Below are 1,042 nucleotides of genomic sequence, written 5' to 3' on the forward strand. Positions count from 1 at the left end.
ATGACTTACTTTTAAGAGGGTTGAAAATGAGTAGATGGTATAGAATTGGAACAAAATTTGGTTTTATTACACCAATTGCAAACGCTTATGCTACCTAGATGTAAAAACTCAGAGTATAAATGACGGCACAAAGCACTACCGATATGGTAAAAATACGCTGAAGTTCAGGAAGAGCCAAAAGAGCGGCGAAGAAAACAAATGGACTGCTTTTTTACCTGTATATTACGGCGTAGCAAGTAACATAGTTAATGTGTCTATATCTTCCTGATCGGGTGGAGATTGACGCAGTAGATCGCGTTTAATCCTAGTGATTACCTCCGACAATACCTCATCTGTATTAGGTTGAAGGCTATCCATTATAGCAAGCAGCGCATCAAGCGCGTCTCCGAGATTGCCATTATCTAGAGCGACATAAAAGCTAATCAGCAAAGAATCGGTTCCCAACACTTCTAATGCTTGTTGATTTTGCTTGGTTTGATATTGATACAGCAAATCGGCATGTCGGTACAAAGCATCATCCAGTTCGGACTCCACTATTGGTTTAGCAATGATATGGTCTGCGCCTACGCCTAACATGCGCTCTTGGGTCTCTTTGAACACATCTGCAGTACAACCAAATATCAGTACCGACTTCGCAGCGCTGCGCATGGAGCGAATTGCTGAGATTGCCCCAACTCCGTCAAGGACAGGCATATGGTTGTCCATCAATATTAAATCGAACGGCTCTACAGCTATTTTATTTACCGCTAGCTGTCCATTTTCAACACTTGAGCATTCAAAGCCCTTTGCTCTTAAGAAGGTTTCCATAATGATGGCGTTGGTTCGATTGTCCTCTACTATCAAGGCCTTCAAACCATTGCAATTGAGCTTGTGCCTATGTCCTGATTCCACTTTCCCAGGTTCGCAAGGAGAGATCTCAACTTCAACCGTGAATGTAGTGCCGATATTTTCTTGGCTTTGCACAGTCACATGACCGCCCATGTGCTCGGCGATCTCTTTAACAATTGCAAGGCCAAGGCCAGTCCCGCCGAAGCGCCTTGTG

At 43.8% G+C, this 1,042-nt stretch carries 1 protein-coding gene; it reads right to left on the bottom strand.

Going from position 1 to position 1,042, the window contains the following annotated elements; all coding sequences use genetic code 11:
* Positions 1–222: 222 nt before the first annotated feature.
* Positions 223–1,042: response regulator (locus tag R8N47_RS23750; protein WP_318185920.1), on the bottom strand; the 820-nt coding region annotated here is incomplete at its 5' end.

Source organism: Vibrio sp. 2132-1, from assembly GCF_033344315.1.